At 66.9% G+C, this 16,302-nt stretch carries 16 protein-coding genes and 1 pseudogene; 7 read left to right on the forward strand and 10 right to left on the reverse strand.

Annotation, left to right across the window (positions count from 1 at the left end; all coding sequences use genetic code 11):
• Positions 1 to 35: 35 nt before the first annotated feature.
• A complete protein-coding gene (locus ROP_RS02290; protein WP_012687741.1) occupies positions 36 to 761 on the forward strand; it encodes a GntR family transcriptional regulator in 726 nt (241 codons plus the stop codon).
• A 61-nt stretch (positions 762 to 822) separates the two neighbouring features.
• Here ROP_RS02290 and ROP_RS02295 read toward each other — a convergent pair whose 3' ends face one another.
• On the reverse strand, positions 823 to 1,011 hold the full coding sequence (locus ROP_RS02295; protein WP_012687742.1) for a ChaB family protein: 189 nt from the start codon (positions 1,009 to 1,011) through the stop codon (positions 823 to 825).
• 216 nt (positions 1,012 to 1,227) lie between these two features.
• On the opposite strand from ROP_RS02295, the gene ROP_RS02300 reads away from it, so the two are divergent.
• The 4 genes from ROP_RS02300 to ROP_RS02315 all read left to right on the forward strand — a co-directional run bounded on the left by ROP_RS02300 (position 1,228) and on the right by ROP_RS02315 (position 5,699).
• Positions 1,228 to 1,482 (forward strand): hypothetical protein, encoded by a 255-nt coding sequence (locus tag ROP_RS02300; RefSeq protein WP_012687743.1) that lies wholly within the window; start codon positions 1,228 to 1,230, stop codon positions 1,480 to 1,482.
• Positions 1,479 to 1,685: a hypothetical protein gene (locus tag ROP_RS02305; protein WP_012687744.1), complete on the forward strand. Its 207-nt coding sequence runs from the start codon at positions 1,479 to 1,481 to the stop codon at positions 1,683 to 1,685. The genes ROP_RS02300 and ROP_RS02305 overlap by 4 nt, the downstream gene beginning before the upstream one ends.
• Before the next feature lie 71 nt (positions 1,686 to 1,756).
• On the forward strand, positions 1,757 to 3,169 hold the full coding sequence (locus tag ROP_RS02310; protein ID WP_043826191.1) for a 3' terminal RNA ribose 2'-O-methyltransferase Hen1: 1,413 nt from the start codon (positions 1,757 to 1,759) through the stop codon (positions 3,167 to 3,169).
• Positions 3,162 to 5,699, forward strand: a complete 2,538-nt coding sequence (locus tag ROP_RS02315) for a polynucleotide kinase-phosphatase (RefSeq protein WP_012687746.1) — start codon at positions 3,162 to 3,164, stop codon at positions 5,697 to 5,699. The genes ROP_RS02310 and ROP_RS02315 overlap by 8 nt, the downstream gene beginning before the upstream one ends.
• A 3-nt stretch (positions 5,700 to 5,702) precedes the next feature.
• Here the strand turns inward: ROP_RS02315 and ROP_RS02320 are convergent, their stop codons facing one another.
• A complete protein-coding gene (locus ROP_RS02320) occupies positions 5,703 to 6,329 on the reverse strand; it encodes a class I SAM-dependent methyltransferase (protein WP_012687747.1) in 627 nt (208 codons plus the stop codon).
• 199 nt (positions 6,330 to 6,528) lie between these two features.
• Here ROP_RS02320 and ROP_RS43805 point away from each other — a divergent pair, with 199 nt between their 5' ends.
• Both ROP_RS43805 and ROP_RS45045 read left to right on the forward strand, forming a co-directional pair.
• A complete protein-coding gene (locus tag ROP_RS43805) occupies positions 6,529 to 7,038 on the forward strand; it encodes a hypothetical protein (RefSeq protein WP_012687749.1) in 510 nt (169 codons plus the stop codon).
• 136 nt (positions 7,039 to 7,174) lie between these two features.
• A pseudogene (locus ROP_RS45045) lies at positions 7,175 to 7,332 on the forward strand (IS256 family transposase); the annotation flags it as partial.
• Positions 7,333 to 7,471: 139 nt separating this feature from the next.
• Here the strand turns inward: ROP_RS45045 and ROP_RS02330 are convergent.
• The 8 genes from ROP_RS02330 to ROP_RS02365 are packed head-to-tail and all read right to left on the reverse strand — an operon-like array spanning position 7,472 to position 16,281.
• Positions 7,472 to 8,926 carry an aldehyde dehydrogenase (NADP(+)) gene (locus tag ROP_RS02330; protein WP_012687750.1) on the reverse strand — a complete coding sequence of 485 codons (1,455 nt, stop codon included), beginning with the start codon at positions 8,924 to 8,926 and terminating at the stop codon, positions 7,472 to 7,474.
• 17 nt (positions 8,927 to 8,943) lie between these two features.
• Positions 8,944 to 9,702: a ribose-5-phosphate isomerase RpiA gene (rpiA, locus tag ROP_RS02335; protein WP_012687751.1), complete on the reverse strand. Its 759-nt coding sequence runs from the start codon at positions 9,700 to 9,702 to the stop codon at positions 8,944 to 8,946.
• Between the two features lie 23 nt (positions 9,703 to 9,725).
• Positions 9,726 to 10,379, reverse strand: a complete 654-nt coding sequence (locus ROP_RS02340) for an HAD family hydrolase (protein WP_012687752.1) — start codon at positions 10,377 to 10,379, stop codon at positions 9,726 to 9,728.
• Complete coding sequence (gene xylB / locus ROP_RS02345; RefSeq protein ID WP_012687753.1) at positions 10,376 to 11,908, reverse strand: xylulokinase; 1,533 nt, start codon at positions 11,906 to 11,908, stop codon at positions 10,376 to 10,378. The genes ROP_RS02340 and xylB overlap by 4 nt, the downstream gene beginning before the upstream one ends.
• On the reverse strand, positions 11,905 to 13,344 hold the full coding sequence (locus ROP_RS02350; protein ID WP_231868849.1) for an aldehyde dehydrogenase family protein: 1,440 nt from the start codon (positions 13,342 to 13,344) through the stop codon (positions 11,905 to 11,907). The genes xylB and ROP_RS02350 overlap by 4 nt, the downstream gene beginning before the upstream one ends.
• Positions 13,345 to 13,370: 26 nt before the next feature.
• Positions 13,371 to 14,321, reverse strand: coding sequence for a C-terminal binding protein (locus ROP_RS02355; RefSeq protein ID WP_043824101.1), 951 nt, complete (start codon positions 14,319 to 14,321; stop codon positions 13,371 to 13,373).
• A gap of 1 nt (position 14,322) precedes the next feature.
• Complete coding sequence (locus ROP_RS02360) at positions 14,323 to 15,510, reverse strand: fumarylacetoacetate hydrolase family protein (protein WP_012687756.1); 1,188 nt, start codon at positions 15,508 to 15,510, stop codon at positions 14,323 to 14,325.
• 54 nt (positions 15,511 to 15,564) lie between these two features.
• A complete protein-coding gene (locus tag ROP_RS02365; RefSeq protein ID WP_012687757.1) occupies positions 15,565 to 16,281 on the reverse strand; it encodes an SDR family NAD(P)-dependent oxidoreductase in 717 nt (238 codons plus the stop codon).
• Between the last annotated feature and the right edge of the window lie 21 nt (positions 16,282 to 16,302).

Here is a 16,302-nt window from a genome sequence, read left to right on the forward strand (position 1 = left end):
TGCTACGACCAGCCCCTGGTTGTTACAGTGATCGAGTGGCAGACGAAGCGCTCGAACTCGAACCTCTCGCCCCGTTCCCGGGACGGCGAATGGAGCAGGCGATCGCGGCCGTGCGAGCCGCCATCGACGACGGCCGCATGAAGCCGGGTGTGAAGTACTCGGTCTACCAACTCGCCGAGGGCCTGGGCATCTCCCGCACCCCCGTGCGGGACGCGCTGCTCCGGCTCGAGGAAGTGGGACTCATCAAGTTCGAGGCTCGGCAGGGCTTCCGCATCCTGCTCCCCGAGCCCAGGGAGATCGCCGAGATCTTCGCCGTCCGGCTTGCGCTGGAACTTCCCGCCGTTCGCAGGGCCGCCACCGCGGACGACCCCGCATTGCCGGACGCACTACTGCAACAGCAACGCCTGATGCGGGACGCAGCCGCGGTCGGCAACGAACACCAGTTCGCCCACCACGACCTCGGGCTGCACGATTTGATCCTCGACGCCGCCGACAACAGCCGGGCCCGCGCGATCGTCAAGACGCTGCGCGAGACCACTCGGCTACTCGGAGCGAACACCGCCGACAAGACCCGAACCCTCACCGACATCGACGACGAGCACACACCCGTCATCGACGCGATCATCGCCGGTAATCCCGACAAGGCCGAGGCGGCGATGCGAAGACACCTGGAAAACACCGGACGCCTGCTCGTCGCGCAGGCTCTCCGCACCGAGGCGTCCGATAAGTCCGTCGACGAGATCTGGTCAGCCGTCGTCTGACGCCCCGACCCGTGAGTACTTATCAACGTCGGGCGGTTGACAAGTACTCACGGCCGCGGCATCAGTCCTGCTTGGGCACCCAGTGGTCCGTGACGAGTTCGTACGATTGTTTGAGCTCCCCGTATGCCGCTCGTTGAGCTTCCTCGCCCTCGCCGTACCGCCGAACGGCTGTCTCGTGTGCCGTGGCGAAAGCGGCCTGCACCTCCTTCGATGATCTCCGCAGTGTCTGTGGGAGGTCGGTCCGGTTCACGGCTCCACTCCTTCTCGGTCATGGGCTTGACGTCGTACCCATCGATTGTCCGCCCGGCACCACCGCGACGGAACCGGAGTCGAGCAAGTTTTCCGACGCGGGCCCGGTGGGGAAACGCCAGCATCGGACACGGGTATAGGCCACAATGGCTCGGGAAGCTCAGCGCCACGTCAAATTCATTATCGCCGAAGGGAATTCCGCACCAGAGGAGACTCGATGCCCGTTTCGCCACACACTTTGTTGCAGCACGTCCAGGATCGCACCACCGACCTACGCCGGTGGTTGGATACCGGCGAGAACACCGCCACCCTGACTGCATATCTGCGCGACGAACCCGTCGACCACCGATGGCTCTCCACCTACCGACGACTCACCCACGACCTGCTGCGGGCGGTCGACCACGCCTGCCCGCCCAGGGAACCGCACGACGCACCGACGCCGAGCGTCGGCCGCCAATCGGACCTGCAATGAACGACGACCAACGCCGGGCGCTCGAACACGTGCGCGACACGTGCGCGATGCTGCACTGCTTCCTCACCACCCACTCGAGTGACCGCCCCCCGGAACGGGTCCGGACCGCAACCTTCGAGCAACTCACCGACGACCTCCTCGACGCCGTCACCTCGGCGCAGAACGTCGGCGTTCCGGAACAGCGCATCTTCGACAGCATGTGACAGATGACCTTCACCGACCCGGCCGAAAATCCGAGTGCGGCGCAGGCCCCGCCTACGGCAGACTGTGCCTGGTGATCCTGACGATTTCGACGACGGCGCGCCCGGCAACCGATCTCGGGTACCTGCTGCACAAGCACCCCGATCGGGTTCAGGAGTTCACCCAATCCTGCGGTGTCGCACGCGTGTTCTATCCCGAGGCGAACGAGAATCGTTGCACGGTGGCGCTGTTGCTCGATGTCGATGCGACTCGGCTCGCGCGTTCGTCGGGCAGGTCCGCCGACTACGCGCTCGGCCAGTACGTCAACGACCGGCCGTACGCTGTGTCGTCGCTGCTGTCGGTAGCCTTGGCGGACGTCTTCCGCACTGCCCGCGCCGGACGCTGCACGCTCCAGCCGGAGCTGGCCGCGACGCCGATCCCTTTGGAGATTTCGCTGCCCGCACTGCCGTGTAGCGGTGGACCGGAGCTGGCCGAGCAGCTCTTCACCCCAATGGGGTGGACTGTCGAGGCGCGCCCCGTGCGACTCGACGATGCGTTTCCGGAATGGGGCGACTCCCGCTATGTGCGGCTCACCCTGCGCGGCGACATCCGGCTCGCCGACGCCCTCAACCACCTCTATGTACTGCTTCCGGTGCTCGACGACGCCAAACACTATTGGGTCGCCTCCGACGAGGTCGACAAGCTGATCCGGGCCGGTGGGTCCTGGCTCGCGGAGCACCCGGAGAGAACCCTCATCACACGCCGATACCTACGACATCAGACCGCTCTGACACGTTCGGCCTTCGAGCGGCTCGCCGAACTCGGCGACGACGTGGCCGAGCAGTTGGAACCACCGGTCGACGAGGAGCCTGGCAACGACACGGTGGCGGCCGCTCCGCCGCTGAACGTGATTCGGCGCGAGGCGGTCCTCGGCGCGCTCGGCGAACTGGACGCCCGCACCGTCATCGACCTCGGATGCGGTTCCGGTCAACTCGTCTCCGCACTGCTGGACGATGCACGCTTCACCGAGATCGCCGCCGCGGACGTGTCGACCCGGGCGCTGTCGATCGCGGCACGCCGGCTGCAGCTCGACCGGATGCCGGAGCGCCGCCGTGAGCGTCTGCAACTGTTCCAGGCGGCTCTCACCTACACCGACAGCAGGTTCGCCGGCTACGACGCGGCCGTGTTGATGGAGGTCATCGAGCACATCGACCCGCCGCGACTCACCGCTCTCGAACAGGTGATATTCGTTACCGCGCGACCCGGGCACGTGATCGTCACGACACCCAACTCCGAGTACAACGTGCGGTATCCAGACCTCGTGGGCATGCGTCACCGCGACCACCGCTTCGAGTGGTCGCGGGCCGAATTCCGTTCGTGGGCAGGCAACGTCTGCCAGGTCCACGGATACACCGCCGACTTCCGGCCGGTCGGCGACGACGACCCCGAGGTCGGTCCGCCGACCCAGATGGCGGTCTTCACGCGGGCGGGTGGCGCCCATGACTGACATCTCGGTGCCGGCACTGTCGCTGGTGGTTCTCGTGGGTGTGTCCGGCAGTGGCAAATCCAGCTTCGCCGCACAGCATTTCGCACCGACCCAGGTGCTGTCCTCCGACTTCTGCCGGGGACTGGTCGCCGACGACGAAAACGACCAGTCCGCAACCTCGGACGCTTTCGACGTGCTGCTCTACATCGCCGGAACCCGACTGCGACGTGGCCTGCTCACGGTCGTCGATGCCACCAATGTGCAGCGCGAAGCGCGCAAGGCATTGGTCGATCTGGCCAAATCCCACGACGTTCTGGTGGACGCGATCGTGATCGACGTTCCCGACGACGTCGCGATCGCGCGCAACGCGACCCGACCGGACCGCGACTTCGGTCCACACGTGATCCGACGGCAGCACAAGGACCTTCGGCGGTCGCTGCCGAAGCTCGGCCGCGAAGGATTCCGGCGAGTGCATGTGCTCACCGGAGTCGAGGCCATCGACTCGGCGACCGTGTCGATCGAGAAGGCCTGGACCGACAAGCGAGATCTGACCGGACCTTTCGACATCATCGGCGACGTCCACGGCTGCCGAAGCGAACTGGAAACGCTGCTGCGCGAACTCGGCTGGCAACTCCAGCCCGACGGCGCAGGCGCCCACCACCCCGAGGGGCGGACCGCGGTGTTCGTCGGCGACCTGGTCGACCGCGGACCGGACACCCCGGGAGTGCTGCGCCTGGTGATGGGCATGGTTGCGGCCGGGACTGCCCTGTGTGTCTCGGGCAATCACGAACAGAAGCTCTCCCGCGCGCTGCACGGCCGGAACGTCACCACCTCGCACGGGCTGCAGGCGTCGCTGGATCAGCTCGCAGCGGAATCCGACGACTTCCGCAAGTCCGCGCATGCATTCATCGACGGCCTGATCAGCCACTACGAACTCGACGGCGGCAATCTGGTGGTCGCGCACGCCGGGCTGAAGGAGGCCTACCACGGCCGCGCATCGGCGCGGGTGCGCTCGTTCGCCCTCTACGGCGACACCACCGGTGAGACCGACGAGTACGGACTGCCGGTGCGCTACCCGTGGGCCCACGACTACCGTGGACGGGCGTTCGTCGTGTACGGCCACACCCCCGTGCCGGAGACCGAGTGGATCAACAACACCATCTGCCTCGACACCGGTGTCGTCTTCGGTGGCAGGCTGACCGCCCTGCGCTACCCCGGTAAGGACATCGTGTCCGTTCCGGCCGAGCAGGTGTGGTTCGAACCGGCGCGACCACTCGACACGGCATCGGCCAGGCCGGGCCATCGGACGCAGCGCGATCCGACCCTGTTGTCCATCGACGACGTGCGCGGAACACGGCACATCGACGTCCGGTACAACAAGGGACGCATCAAGGTGCGCGAGGAGAACGCCGCCGCTGCGCTCGAGATCATGAGCCGATTCGCCGTCGACCCACGCTGGCTGGTGTACCTGCCGCCGACCATGGCCCCACCGGCCACCTCGAACCTCGACGGATACCTGGAACACCCTGTGCAGGCCTTCGCCGAGTTCGCGGCGGCTGGGGTCGGCGAGGTCGTGTGCGAGGAGAAGCACATGGGTTCCCGGGCCATCGCCGTGGTGGCCCGTGATGCCGCAACCGCGGCGGAGCGGTTCGGCGTCACCGACGGAAGCTCGGGAATCGTCTACACCCGCACCGGCCGACCGTTCTTCGACGACCCGGCCACGATGAGCGAACTGGTGGCCCGGCTCCGCACCGCGTGCACTCCGCTGATGGACGACCTCGGGTCGTCGTGGCTGGCGCTCGATTGCGAACTGCTGCCGTGGTCGGCGAAGGCAGGAGAGCTGATCCGCACCCAGTACGCATCGGTCGGCGCCGCGGCGGGTGCGGCGCTGCCGGACGCGATCACCGCACTGGAACGGGCCGCAGCGAGGGGATTGGATGTCGCAGACCTGTTGACTCACAACCGAACCCGCGAGGCCAACGCTCGTCTTTTCAGGGAGGCGTACGCGCGGTACTGCTGGCCGGTGACCGGTCTGGACGGGGTGCGGCTCGCGCCGTTCCAGATCCTCGCCTGTGAAGGCCGCGCGACCGCCGTCACCGAACCGCACTCCTGGCACCTGGCGAAGCTGGCGACACTCGACGATCCGCTCGTCGCCGGGACCAGGCATCAGTTCGTCGATCTCACGTCCGACGAGTCCCGGCACGCGGCGACCACCTGGTGGTCGCAACTGACCGACGCCGGCGGTGAGGGCATGGTGGTCAAGCCACTCGGCCCCACACCCGCAGAACTGGCACATCGACGGATCCAGCCGGGCATCAAGGTGCGGGGGCGGGAATATCTGCGCATCATCTACGGCCCCGACTACACCGAGAACCTCGACGTCCTCCGCGACCGCTCCCTCGGTCGCAAACGATCGATGGCCCTGCGCGAACATGCGCTCGGCCTCGAGGCGCTGACCCGGCTCACCGAAGGCGACCCGCTGTGGCGAGTGCACGAAACGGTGTTCGCGGTTCTGGCGCTCGAGTCCGAGCCGGTGGACCCACGGCTGTAGCCGTCACCGGGTGATCTGCCGGCGAGCGGTGATCGCACCGTGAGGCCGGTAACCGCTCCCCGTTCGGGTATGCGTCTCGGTCACCTCGAACCCGGCGGTGACCAACTGTTCGCTGAGTTCTGCAACCGGCCAACGATGGGCCGTGGTGACGGCATGGTCGAAAGTGTCCACGGTTGCTCCTTCGAAGAAGCCCACCAGGAGCCCTCCGCCCGGTCGAATCACGCGCGCGAATTCGGCGAGCGGAATCTGGATGTCTTGCGGGCTGTGATGGACGAGCGAGTACCAGGACAGCACACCGCCCAGCGATTCTGCCGCGGCGTCCACTGCCTCGAAGTCGCCGACGTCGAAGGAGAGACGTGGATACCGTACGCGAGCCCGTTCCACGAACTCAGGCACCAGATCGATCCCGCTCGCAGCGACTCCGCACGCGGCCAGGAAGTCGGTCCACTGACCCGGGCCACATCCGGCGTCGAGCACGGGTCCCGTCAAGGCGGCGGCCCAGCTGCGCACCAGGGCCCGATCGGACGGGTGTGTCGAAGTCATGGAGCCGAAGAGATCCGCGTATTCCTGGGATCTGGCCGAGTACGACTCTCGGACGGTCTCGCCTGGTTGGGTTCTCGCGTTCGCCATGCCGTCAATGATCGTCGATCGGGCGCTGGATATGCCGAACCCCCTCGGGGTGAGTCCGCACCTGGCGTCGACGATCGCCGTAGGATCGCTTGGACTGCGCGCGACGACGCGTCTTCGTCCTCTGCTCGGTCACAGTCTGTGGCGGAGCAGATCGCAGAAGAATTGAGAGCCGGATGCCCAGCTCAACGGCGAATTCGCCATGCTGATCTATTCGATGAGCGTTGAGGAGGACGGCTTCATCGCCGACCGCGAGGGCGGCTTCGGGTGGACGGTGCCCACGAGAAGCACTCGACAGCGTCCAAGCCAATGCCCGGCTCGCCGAGGAGCCGCGAACGATCCGTCGATGACGTCTCGGTTCAGCTCCAACCTGGTCAGAGGCATCATCGTCGCAACGTCAGTGCTGACGGCTGCGTGCAGTTCGGGCGGCGCTGAGCGATCAGCTCCCTTGGTGGGAGTGGAAACGTCAACCGCGCCAGCCACACCCGACACACCGGGAACGCTCCCGACGGCGAACGAGCTGACTGCTCTGTATAACACTGCCCTCGACTACGACGTCCCCTTGTCCGACCGAGTGAACCTGATTCAGGGCGTCGATGAGGCCGATCCTCGACTCGCCCAGAAGTTCGTTCAAGAGGAAATGACCGTCGCATTCCACGCAGTGCTGGACCGTGGCGATGGGTCCTTACTTGCCTTCGGCAACCCATCGTAAGAGGGCAGGCGCAGCCGGAAGGGTTCACCGATTCCGTTCGTGGCCGAAGACGGCACCACGCCAACTGACCGCCAACCTGTTGCCGATCGTCGCTGTCAACCAAGGCCGACCAGCACGAACTTGACAATCCTGATTCCACAGAACCAGCGACCAGGCCGCACTCAAATGTCTCTACCTCGCCACCCGTGCTCGGACCCCACCGGCAAGGGAAGAGGATGATGGGTGACGAGGTGGAAACCCGCCCTCAATGCGTGTGCTATCACATTCGAAGACCGAATCACCGCAACTGAAAACCAAATTCACATGCCAGAGCTAGATCCACCGAAGTTCCGACAGTCCCCGTCGGGTAGCTATTACCTGACTGAGATACCCTGTGCGCCCGATGATGTAGCGCTACACCGTTGTAGCGCTACACCATCGTTCTCGCGGCGGTTCAGCCCCGCCCCCAAATCTGGGATTGTCCGGCCGCCGAGCGTTTCTGTGGGATGTTCCAGGGATTGGAGTCCTGCAGTGGTTCGGGGAGCCAGGAGTCGAAGTAGTTCTGGAACGAGACTGGGCGCAGAAATCTCTCGACCGCTGCGGTTCCGACCGCGGTGTGCAGTGGCGAGGTCGTCGACGGGAAGGGTCCGCCGTGGTGCTGTGCGGGTGTGACCGATACTCCAGTCGGCCACTCGTTGAGGAGGATTCGCCCGGTTCGTCTCTCGACCACGCGGCGGAGGTCGTCGAGAATGTCCGCGTCGGCTTCTTGCACGTGCAATGAGATCGTCAGCGAGCCGTGGAGGCGAGTGGCAGCGTCGGTGAGCTGCTTGACGTCGGTGTACTCGACGATGATCGAGAACGGGCCGAAGGCCTCGGTGAGCACGTTGTCCGCGTGCTCGACGAAGGTGGGGTAGTCGATGGACAGGAGTGCGGGCTGATGGCATCCGTCGATTGCCGTCGGTTCGACGAGCATCCGTCCGCCGATCTGATCGCCGATTTCCCGTAGTCGGTCGGCGAAGCCGGAGGTGATCGCGTCGGTGAGTAGTTCACCGGTTCGCTTCTCACCGACCCGGGTGGTGAGAATGTCCTCGAGGCCGTGGCCGGCGGGCAGGAACACGATGCCCGGCTTGGTGCAGAATTGGCCGCTGCCGAGGGTGAAGGACTCGACGAAACCCTCGGCGATCGCTTGTCCACGAGCATCGATTGCGGCCTGGCTGACGAACACCGGGTTGATGCTTCCCAGTTCTCCGTAGAACGGGATGGGTCGCGGTCGTTCGGACGCGATGCCCGCCAGGAACAATCCGCCGCGCACCGATCCGGTGAAGGTGGCCGCGTCGACGCGATCGTCGCGGAGCGCGTCGACGCCGGCGTCGCGGCCCTCGATGAGGTGGAAGGCTCCGGCCGGGGCTCCGGCATCGTCGAGCGCCGAGGTGACGAGTCGGCCGGTGAGCTCGCTGAGTTTCGGATGCCCTTCATGGGCCTTCACGATCACCGGGCACCCGGTGGCCAGGGCCGATGCCGTGTCGCCGCCCGCAACCGAGAAGGCGAACGGAAAGTTGCTGGCCGCGAAGTTGAGGACGACCCCGATCGGCATTTTCATCCGGCGGATGTTCGGTCGGGGCCCCGAACCGAAGTCCGGATCGGGGTCGTCGATGCGGGCGTCGAGGAACTCGCCTGTCCGTGCTTCTTCGGCGAACATCCGCAGTTGCATCGTGGTGCGTCGGAGCTCGCCCCGCAGGCGGGGTTCGGGGAGGTGCGTTTCGGTCATCGCGACGGGTACCAGCTCGTCGGCGGTAGCGTCGAGACGGTCCGCGATTCCTGTCAGCTGCGCGTACCGCTGCTGCGGGGTTTGGCGGGCGAACTCGCCCTTCGCGACTGCCGCCTGTTCCAGCACATTGTCCAGGTCCATAGTCGTACCTACTCCGCTCATTTGCGCCACTGCGGGATCCTGGCCGCCCTGCGGTGCGGCAGTTCGATGAGTTTCGCCGCCCCGTCCGGGGAGGCGATGAGGATCTCGTGGGCGATGCCGGTGAACAGTCCGTTCTCGACGACGCCGGCGATCCAGTTGAGGTTCGTATCGAGCAGCGCCTTGTCGGTGATCGCGACCATGTGGGCGTCGAGGATGAAGTTGCCGCTGTCGGTGACCACGGGCTGGCCGTCCCGCTGCCGCTGGACGATGTCGATATCGGTGTAGCCGAGGTCCCGGAACAGTGCGGAGATCGACCGCCGAGTTGCTTTCCAGCCGAACGGGATGACCTCGATCGGGAGTGGGAAGGAGCCGAGCCGCTCGACCAGTTTGGTGTCGTCTGCGATGCACACCATCTTCAACGAGGCCTCGGCGACCATCCGTTCCCACAGCAGGCAGGCGCCGCCGCCCTTGATCATGTCACCGTCGTGGTCTACCTCGTCGGGTCCGTCCAGTGTCACGTCGAGCGGGCGGTCGAGGTCGTTGAGATCGATGAGGGTGATGCCGACCGACAGGGCCAGGTCGCGGGTTGCGGTAGAGGTCGGAACACCGACGATGTCGAGACCCTCGGCGACCTTCTCGCCGAGGGCACGCACGAACCACGCGGACGTCGTTCCGGACCCGAGCCCGAGTTGGGCGCCGTCGTGCGCGTAGCGCTCCACCGCGGCCCGGCCGACAGCGTATTTCGCTGCGTCCTGCGGAGTTTCGGTCGTGTACATGTGAAGAGTTCCTTTCGAGTGGTTCAGATGAGGGTGAGCAGGTCGTCGAACGAGTCGAGCCGGAAGTCGGCGTCGACATCGGGGTGTCCCCAGCTCACGTGGGCGTAGCGGATGCCTGCGGCCGTCGCGGTGTCGCGGTCGATGTCGGTGTCACCGACGTAGAGCACGGTCGATCCGGAGGCGCCGAGGGCGGCGATGGTGTCGGTGAGGTGCCGAGGGTCGGGCTTGGGGCCGTCGGTGGCGTCCGAACCGATGACCGCCCCGATGATCGCGCCGAGACCGAGCGCATCGAGGACGGCGTGAGCGATCGGCGTCCGTTTGTTGGTGCACACTCCGAGCTGGATGCCCCGCGCGTCCAGCTCGGCCAGGACGACGGCGGCGGTGTCGACGAGGCGGGTCTTTTGCGCCGGGTTCGCGCGGTAGCGCTCGGAGTATGTCCGGAGGACGTCGTCGACCGTCGGCGCGGTGACGGGGAGGCCGGCGGCCCGCAGGCACTGTTCGACGAGTGCGCGGGGGCCGCCGCCGAGTGCGTCGGCGACTTGGCGCACCGTGACCCGGCGATCGCCGTGGCCGGAGAGTGCCTCGTTCATCGCGGCGGCGATGTCCTCGCTGCTGTCGACCAGGGTTCCGTCGAGGTCGAACACGACCGCGGTGAATTTCGTCTGCGTGGTGCTCATGTCTTCCTTGCGATGTCGATGTCGCCGAACACGTCAGTGAAGTGCCCGAACAGGTTTCGATAGCCCTCGAAAATGCGGGTGTAGCGGGCAGCTTCGGCGGTCCGGGGCACATGCCGAGAGGACACCTGCAGGTGTCCGTACGCGTCGTCGAAGGATTCCCACGTGCCTGCCCCGACGCCGGAGACGATCGCCGCACCGTACGCGCCGCCTTCGCTACTTCCGGTCATGGTGACGACCTCGGTACCGAACACGTCGGCCATCGCCTGCAACCAGAAGGCATCGCGGGTCGCGCCGCCGGACGCGATGATCCGGTCGCACGGTATTCCCAGGTCGGCGAAGGATTCGAGGATCTGACGCATGTTGAGCAGCGCACCCTCGATGACCGCGCGGACCAGGTGCCCGAGCCCGTGCATCCGGGTCAGCCCGACCATGGCACCGCTCGCCGACGGGGCGTAGTGCGGGGAACGCTCCCCCGCCAGGTACGGCAGGAACAGCAGACCGTCGGCGCCGACCGGCACCTCCTTGGCGAGGTCGATGAGTTCGGTGAAGCTGACGTCCTGCGCACCGGGGAGCTGATGGACGACGTCGGCGAGCCATTGCAGTCCCCCGGCGGCGGACAGGGACACTCCCATCACGTGCCAGAAGCCGGGCTGGTTGTAGCAGGACACCTGCACCGACCCGGTGACGTTGTCCGGGCAGGTACGGGAGACCGCGGCGACGATGCCGGCCGTCCCGAGGGTGACACCGATGTCCCCGCGCTGGGTGATCCCCATCGACGCGGTTTGGACGACCGCGTCCCCGCCACCGCCGTACACCTCCACGTCCGGGCGCAGGTTCCAGGCGTCGGCGATCTCCGGGAGCAGAACTCCGGTGCGTTCGGGGGACTCGACCACCTCGGGAAGCATCGACTCGCTCACCCCGACCGCATCGAGCATCGCCGGGGACCACTTACGGTTGGCGACATCGAACAGGCCGGTTCCGGATGCCTCGGACACGTCCGTGACGAACCGTCCATTCATCCGTAGCCGCAGGTAGTCCTTCGGATTCACGATCCGGTGGATTCGCGCGAAGACCTCGGGTTCGTGATCGCGCAGCCAGGCCACCTTGCCTGCGGTGAATCCGGTGATGAGCCGGTTGGCGGTGGCGTCGAGGACCGAGTGGGGGCCACCCACGGTGTCGGTGATCGCGACGCATTCGGCTTCGCACCGCTGGTCGTTCCAGAGGATGGCACGCCGGATGACCGTGCCGGTGTCGTCGAGGGCCACCAGGCCGTGCATCTGCCCGCTCAATCCGATGGCGACGATCTCGTCACCGCGGCGGGGCAGCTGTGCGGTGACCTCGCGGATGCAGGCATCGGTGGCCGCCCACCAGTCGTGCGGGTCCTGTTCGGACCACCCGTGACGGTCGGAGAACAGCGGGTACTCACGCACGGCGGTGGTCATCACCGCCCCGGTGTGGTCCACGGCCACGACCTTGCAGGAGGAGGTCCCGATGTCGACGCCGAGGTGCACTCGCGCGGCGGTGGTCATTGCCCTGTCCCGTACCGGATGCGGAGGTGCTTGTACTGCAGGTACCCCTCCAACCCGGCCTTGCCGTGCTCGACGCCGAAGCCGCTGCCCTTCCGGCCGCCGTAGGGGGCGTTCATGATTCCGGCGTCGACGTTGTTGACGGCGACATTGCCGAAATCGAGGAGCCTGCCGAGGTCGTGGGCCTGCGCGAGATCACCGGTGTACACGTAGGCCGCGAGACCGGCCTCGGTGCCGTTGGCGAGGTCTACCGCGTTCTTCAGGTCGCTGAAGGGCATGACGCCGACGACGGGACCGAATGTCTCCTCGTGCATCACGAGCATGTCCGGGTTGCAGCCGGCGATGACCGTCGGCTGATAGAAGTTCCCGGGCGCGAGCGTCTCGATCCGCGTGCCGCCGGTGGTGACAGTGGCGCCCCTCGCGACCGCGTCGCGCACGTGCTGGTCGACGACGTCGAGGCCGGGCCGGGTCGCCATCGGTCCGACGTCGACCGTGGGATCCATGCCGTTACCGACGGTCAGCTCGGACACCGTCGCGGTGAGTCGGTCGACGAACTCGGAGTACACCGTTTCGTGCACGTAGATGCGGTTGATGGCGATGCAGATCTGTCCGGCGTTGCGGAACCCGCGGCGCGCGGCGCCGGCGACGGCGGCGTCGATGTCCGCCCGGTCGGTGACGATCATCGGGCACGAGCCGCCCAATTCCATCGTCAGCGGTTTCGCGGCCGGCACCCCGCGGGCGATCTTCGCGCCCGTCGCCGTCGATCCGGTGAACGCCAGCTTGTCGAACCCGGGATGACCGGCCACGGCGGGACCCGTCTCGCCGCCGCCGAGGACCAGGTTCGCCACGCCCGGCGGCAACCCCGCTGCGTCGATGCAGCCGAACAGCAGTGCCGGGGACAGGGAGGCGTATTGCGAGGGCTTGATCACGATGGTGCAGCCGGCGGCGAGGGCGGCGCAGAGTTTCCATCCGACCAGCTCGAGCGGGTAGTTCCACGGGGTGATCGCCCCGATGACGCCGATCGGTTCGTGGACGACCGTGCTGGTGAAACCGTCGACGTCGTTGGGGATCACCTCACCGTGGATCCGTGTGGCCTCCTCGGCGTAAAAGTGGAACGCCTTGGCGAGTTTGTCGACCTCGCCGGTCGCCTCACCGATGGTCTTGCCCATCTCGGTTGTGATCGCTTCGGCGAGTTCGCGTTCGCGGGACTTGACGATGTCGCCGATGGTGTGGAGGTAGCGGGCTCGCACGGTCGGGTTGACGTGTCGCCAGTCGGCGAAGGCGCGGCGGGCCGCGGTGACGGCGGCGTCGACGTCAGTGGCGGTCGAGGCGGGGACCTCGGCGATGACCTTCTCGTCGGCCGGGTTGAGCGCCTTGAAGGTCGTCTCGCTCGGGACCCACCCGCCGTCGATGTAGTTGTTCAGTGTGGTGATCGTCATGGCATGCGCCTTTCGCTCGGGGGTGGTCAGTTCAGCGGGCATCGCAGCGGCTCACCCCGGATCGCCCGGGCCGCCTCCTCGGCGGCGAGGCGCTGGAGATCGCGCAGCGACTGTTCGGAGTAGAAGGCGGCGTGCGGGGTGAGGACGGCGTTCGGGTGCGTGCGCAGGCGGTGGTCGGGGGCCAGAGGTTCCGGATGGAAGACGTCGAGTCCGACTCCCGCGAGCGCGCCGGAGTCGAGTGCGTCGAGCACTGCGTCCTGCTCGACCAAGGCGCCGCGTGAAGTGTTGACCAGGAACGACCCGAAAGGCATCTTGGCGAGATTGTCGGCGTTGACGATTCCGCGGGTGTCCGCTGTGGCGGGAGCGTGCAGCGAGAGCGCGTGGGACCGTCGGAACAGCTCGTCGAGGTCGACGAGGGTGATGCCGTGGTCGGCGGCGACGTCGGGGTTCGCGTACGGGTCGTGGGCGATCAGGTCGAACCCGAAGGGCTGCAGTCTTTTTGCGACGGCAAGCGCGATCCGTCCGGTGCCGAGCAGCCCTACCGTCGTCTCACCGGTCGAGCGGATCGGGGCGAGTTCGGTCGCGGAGGGCCAGCCGCCGGCTGCCAGTGCGCGGTCGAACTGGGCAACTTTGCGCAGGAGCATGAGCGTAAGGGTGACGGCATGATCGGCGACGGTGTCGGCGCCGTAGTCCGGCACATTGCACACCCGCACTCCGAGCCGGGTGGCGGCGTCGAGGTCGACGTTGTCGAAACCGATGCCGTAGCGGACGACGACCCCGTTGGGGTTCATCGCCGCCAGCACCTCGGCGGTCATGGGAGCGAAGTTGACCAGTGCCACGTCGGCGCCGGATACCGCGTCGATCGCCTCGGCCTCGGTGGTGGCGTGAAAGAGGGCGAAATCGGCGTCGAGGTCCTTCGCGGCGGCGCGTTCGAAGTCCTCGCCGGAGAAGTTGTGGTCGGTGATCACCATCCGCATGTCAGGCACCGACCTTCCCGACCAGTCCGCGCCCGTGCAGGTTGGCGATGAACGACCGCAGCCCGAACTCCCAGCGCTGCGCCTTCTCGGAGTGGTTGACGCGGTTGACGAGGGTGCCGAGTTTCGGGCTCGAGATTCGCACTACGTCACCGATGTGGTGGGTGAATCCCATGCCCTCGCCGCCGCGGTCGTGCGTCGGCGAGAACAGGGTGCCGGTGTAGAGAACGATCCCGTCCGGGTACTGATGGGCGTCGCCCACGGTGTACTCGGCAAGGGTGCTGATGTCGCGGGAGATCTCGCGCATGTAACTCACGTCGTCGAGAACGAAGCCGTCGTCCTCCCCCAGCACCTGCAGACGTACCTCGGCGGCGCGGACGTCGTCGAGGGTGAACGATTCGTCGAGCAACCGGATGAACGGTCCGAGCGAGGCGGAGGCGTTGTTGTCCTTCGCTTTCGGCAGCAGCAGCGCCGAGCGGCCCTCGACATCGCGGAGGTTGACGTCGTTGCCCAGCATCGCACCCACGATGCGGCCGGTGGAGGTGACCGCGAGGGCGACCTCTGGTTCCGGGTTGTTCCACGACGAGACTTGGGCGACACCGATCTCGGAGCCGCACCCGACCGCCGAGAGGACCGGAGCCTTGGTGAAGACCTCCGGATCCGGGCCCAATCCCACCTCGAGGTACTGGGACCACTGGCCCCGAGATTTGAGGTCTTCCTTGAGCCGCGCCGCGTCCTCGCTGCCGGGTTCGATGGAGGACAGGGTCGATCCGATGAGGCGCTCGAAGTCGCCGCGGATGGCGTCGGCCTGTTCGGGGTCGCCGCCGGCGCGCTCCTCGATGAGCCGTTCGAGCAGCGACGTCGCGAACGTCACCCCGGCGGCCTTGAGCACCGACAGGTCGACCGGTGCGAGCAGGTACGGGGCGGTGGTGCGGGCGGTGAGGGAGCTGGCGAGGACGTCGGCGATGGGCCAGGACCGGGTGCCGACCGCGCTGCGGACGGCCTTGACCGGGTCCGGTGATTCGAGGAGATCGGTCATGGTCGGGAAGGCGTCGGTGATGTCGACCACCGCACCCGAGCGCAGGGTGACGATGCACGGGCCGCCGATGGCGTCGTCGTGGACGCGGCCGACGAGCGTGGCGTTGGCCGCGTCGGTGGGCAGGACCGCTGCGTGCTGATCGATGAGGTTCATGGTGTCGAGATCCGTTTCGTTTCTATTGTGGTGGAAGTGTGGGTGCCGCAGTGGTCAGCGGAGGCTGTAGCCGCCGTCGGCGACCAGTTCGCTGCCGCAGAAGTAGCCCGACTCGTTACTGAGGAGGAACGCGACCGCGGCCGCGATCTCCGACGGTTCGGCCATCCGGTGCTGGGGTGTGGCATCGAGCCACTGCTGGAACTGGTGCGCCTTCCGGGCGAGCAGCGGTGTGGCGACGTAGCCCGGGGAGACGGCGTTGACACGGACCCCGCGATCGGCCCATTCGGAGGCCAACGACTTGGTCAGTGCGGTGACCGCCGCTTTCGAGGCGTTGTAGGCGCACTGTTTCTGGGGGACGTTGACCACGTGATTGCCGCTCATCGAGGAGATGTTGACGATGGTGCCGGCGCCCTGCCCGAGCATGCGACGGCCGAAGGCCTGGTTCGTGATGAACAGTCCCCGCAGGTTCACCCCGAGGGTGCGATCCCACTGGTCCAGGGTCATCTCTTCGGCGGCGATGTCGTCTTCGACGACGCCGGCGGCCGCGACCAGTCCGTCGACACCCCCCTCGCGGTCGACGATGTCGGCGACGACCTGCCCCATTGCCTCCGGGTCGGTGATGTCCACGATCGTCGATTCGCCGAGCGGTGACGTCGACCGGTCCAGCGCGTACACCGTCGCGCCTTCGTCGATCAGCCGGGCGCACACGGCCTCGCCGATACCGCCCGCCGATCCCGTCACTGCCACGACCATTCCGTTCAGTCCGCGCATCGTGTGTTCCTTCCTCGGGTT

Origin of the sequence: Rhodococcus opacus B4, assembly GCF_000010805.1 — a bacterium.
GTDB lineage: Bacteria > Actinomycetota > Actinomycetes > Mycobacteriales > Mycobacteriaceae > Rhodococcus_F > Rhodococcus_F opacus_C.